We start from the raw sequence: 3,232 nt of genomic DNA, 5'->3' as shown, positions 1-3,232 counted from the left end.
CACGTCCTGTAAAGCTTCTGTGTTTGGTGATCGCAGATTTTGTGAGAAATTCGGGCATAGTGAAAGTCGTTGAATCATCAAGTTTGACCGAAACTGATGATTTGACCGATGAGGAAGCCAGCGATCGCTTACATCTGGAACGCAAGGTAGAAAGAAGTTTTGTCGAAGCAGGGAAAGCACTATTAGAGCTACGTCAAAGAAAATTATTTCGTTCAACACATTCTACTTTTGATGATTACGTGCGTGAGCGTTTTGGGATGCAACGGGCCCATTCTTATCGATTAATGGATGCGTCCTTGATTGTCAAAAATCTTGAAGAAAAATGTCTCCCATTGGGGGATATTCCATCCAATAGTATAGAATCATCTCCAATGTCTCCCATTGGGAGACAAATTCTCCCAACTAACGAGAGACAAGTTCGCCCATTGTCAAAGTTAAACCCTGACGAACAAGCAGAAGTGTGGAATGAAGCTGTCTCCCAAGTTGGAGGGAAAGTGCCTCCAGCGCGTGTGGTAAAAAACATTGTAGATAAAATTAGAGAGAGGAAACCGGTGCCTAACCCCTGGCGAAAAAATGAAGTTGCTCAAATAATCCCTAAAAATAACCCTGATTTAAGAGGTAAAGCAGGTTGTTGGTGCATTATAATAGAGGTAAATGATTATTCCTGTACTGTACAGTTATATGACGGGGAATATCAGGCTAAACTTGAGAATCTTAAGGGTTTAGATTATTCCAATGAACAGCAGGAAGCTGTGAGGGGGTTGTGCGATCGCTTGACTAAGTTGTATGACCCTGAGATGGAGGAAACGGCTAAGGGGATATTGGCGATGCTTGGGAAACTTGATCGGCCTTGGTTGACTGAGTTCGAGCAGGAGTTATTGCAATTTATTGAGGGAAAGATGGTTTGATAAAGGCGCACCATATCTTCGGGATCGGTGTCAAGGATTACGTCTGCTTGTGTCCAGCAACGGATAATTTACAGGTGGAATATTAACAAACGATTGAGTTGTTTAAGGTAAGATAGAAGTTATTAATTTTAAAATTTAGCTCTTTTTTTCATGTCTAAACAACAACTCATGGATTTTATTGTTGCTGCCAAAAACGATGAATCATTGAAAGCCCAGCTAAAAAATGCTCAACCTGAAGAAATTATCCGTATTGCTCAAAAAGCAGGATTTAATTTCTCCGAAGAGATAAAAGGAAGATTTCGGAATCGCTGGGCAGGAGTTTACTCCTGCCCTCAAAGGTCGGATGTTGACGAGATATGTCCTGCACTTTGTCCTCCAGGTTTTAAGTCTTTAACTGAGTATTCTCAGTCAACTTGTTCTCCTTGGGATACACAAGAAAAATATGATTTTCGCTCTGGGGTAAAATACAATTAAATGACAATTGAAACAATGACGACTCTTAATTCTTCTGCTCAACTGATCAACAACCCTGAAGCTGCTATCACTGCGTTGAAAAACAGTGAAGATGAAGGAGTACGTTACTATACTGCTTGGTGGCTAGGCAAAAATAGAATTCTGGAGGCCATTCCTCTGTTGTGTGAATGTCTTAAGGATGAACGAGATCGAACCACACTAGGAGGTTATCCTCTTCGCCGTCAGGCAGCACGTTCATTAGGAATGTTAAAAGATTCGCGGGCGGTTACTGCATTGATTGAAGCTTTAGACTGCTCTGATCTTAGACTACAGGAAGCTGTGATTTTGTCCTTGAACAATATTGGCGATCGCTCTGCTATCCCTGCATTAATTAACCTGCTTAATTCAGACAGCCAGGATAAGCCAACTGAGGCATTAATTGAGGCGTTGACAGCCTTTAAAGTCTGGGAAGTCCAAGATCACATAGAACCTTTCCTAAAAAATTCATCGGAACGAGTCAAGTGTGCGGCGGCTCAATATTTTTATGCTTTAACCCTGGAACCTCGTTACCTAGAGATGCTTTTTCAAACTCTAGGTCATGAAAACCGCTTTTTACGATATGCGGCAGCTATGGATCTTGCCGCCCTTGGTCAAGTTGAAATCGCTCCAGCTATTATTAAGGCACAAATTCCCAACAATATCAAATTAGCCACTATCAAGCGTATTTTAGAGGCACTCTTACAAGATAAGACAGAGACAGAAGTTAAACGGCAAGAGCAAGCAAATTTCTTATTTCAAGCACTTGACGAGCTACTATTGGATGCTATTCAAGGAAACATTCCCAGATCGAATACTGTGGAAACAAATCAGGAAGTTGAGAAAATAAAGACGTTAGTGGCCCAAAAAAGCATAACGTCTCAACAAGTACCTCAAAGCTTAATCTTAGAATTAATCAAAACCGTCAAATCTCCTTATCCGAATGTTAAAGCTGCTGCGATCCAAGGATTAGTCGAATTGGCTCCTTCAAGTGTTGATGTCATAATTGAAATATTTGATACTGATGAAGATCAAGACTTGAGGGCTGGACTAACTCAAGCTTTAATGTACATTGGCGATCCTAGAACAGTCTCCCTGTTGGAAAAAGTGATTGGTTTTGACATATCTGATCATTGTCAAGGAAAGATTCGCCGAGTTGCGGCTAGAGGTTTAGGTAAAATTGGTCGTCAAACTAGGAATCAAGAAGTTATCGCACAAGTGATAGAAAAACTTAAATGGGCGTTATTAGAGCCTACTGATTGGGCTTTGCGTTATAGTGCTGTTGTCTCCCTTGAAGAAATTGGCAATAGCAATGTGATTTTAGAATTACAAGCTGCGTCTGAGAGTGAATCTGATTTCATAGTCCAAACGAGGATTGAACGCTCTTTAACAGCTATTGCTTGGTAGCTTGCTTCCTTTACCCGAAGAGGTCAAAAGAAGGCAGAAGACGCTGCGCTACGAGGGCAGAGGTGCGAAGCCCTGGTCAGTTCAACTCGTTGATGCCTTCCATCACAGCTAAAGGATAGGTAACACCATTTTCATCCTTTAACCAGCGATCGCCATTTTCCTCAACCACTTTACCCTCAACCTTCATCATCCCCATAGGGTGAGGTAGTAAGCCTTGTAAAAACTGACCCACTTCATATTTAGGGGTTTCTTTAGTGGTCACTGAAGCTCCTTTCAAGTTTTGGTAAAACTCCAATAGCTGGTCATCATTTAGACGCTGACGAGAACTTACCCCATATCGATTAACCAGGTAGTCTTTACCGATTGCACTTGTCCACCCCAATCGTTCCATTTCTGTATCAATCCGTTCTATTAATTCTCCCCTCCCA

Annotated in this window: 3 protein-coding genes and 1 pseudogene; 3 read left to right on the top strand and 1 reads right to left on the bottom strand. The window is 41.5% G+C overall.

Annotated elements, in window-relative coordinates; genetic code table 11:
- From P9B04_RS17985 to P9B04_RS17975, 3 genes are all read left to right on the top strand, one after another.
- Window positions 1-908 (top strand): hypothetical protein (locus tag P9B04_RS17985; protein WP_342056354.1); only part of this gene is annotated, 908 nt, incomplete at its 5' end.
- A gap of 150 nt (window positions 909-1,058) precedes the next feature.
- Window positions 1,059-1,382, top strand: a complete 324-nt coding sequence (locus P9B04_RS17980; protein ID WP_342056353.1) for a Nif11-like leader peptide family natural product precursor — start codon at window positions 1,059-1,061, stop codon at window positions 1,380-1,382.
- A complete protein-coding gene (locus P9B04_RS17975; protein WP_342056352.1) occupies window positions 1,383-2,804 on the top strand; it encodes a HEAT repeat domain-containing protein in 1,422 nt (473 codons plus the stop codon).
- A 76-nt stretch (window positions 2,805-2,880) separates the two neighbouring features.
- On the opposite strand, the pseudogene P9B04_RS17970 reads toward P9B04_RS17975, so the two are convergent.
- Window positions 2,881-3,232: pseudogene (locus P9B04_RS17970) on the bottom strand (phage/plasmid primase, P4 family); the annotation flags it as partial.

This window comes from Crocosphaera sp. Alani8 (assembly GCF_038442745.1).
Classification (GTDB): Bacteria; Cyanobacteriota; Cyanobacteriia; order Cyanobacteriales; family Microcystaceae; genus Crocosphaera.
The sequence above is the reverse complement of the archived record's forward strand: the minus strand, read 5'-3'. Positions and strand labels throughout refer to the sequence as shown.

Excerpts from the sequence above, each read along its gene's own strand:
- P9B04_RS17975 (WP_342056352.1), top strand. The coding sequence starts at position 1,383 with ATGACAATTGAAACAATGACGACTCTTAATTCTTCTGCTCAACTGATC.
- P9B04_RS17980 (WP_342056353.1), top strand. The coding sequence starts at position 1,059 with ATGTCTAAACAACAACTCATGGATTTTATTGTTGCTGCCAAAAACGAT.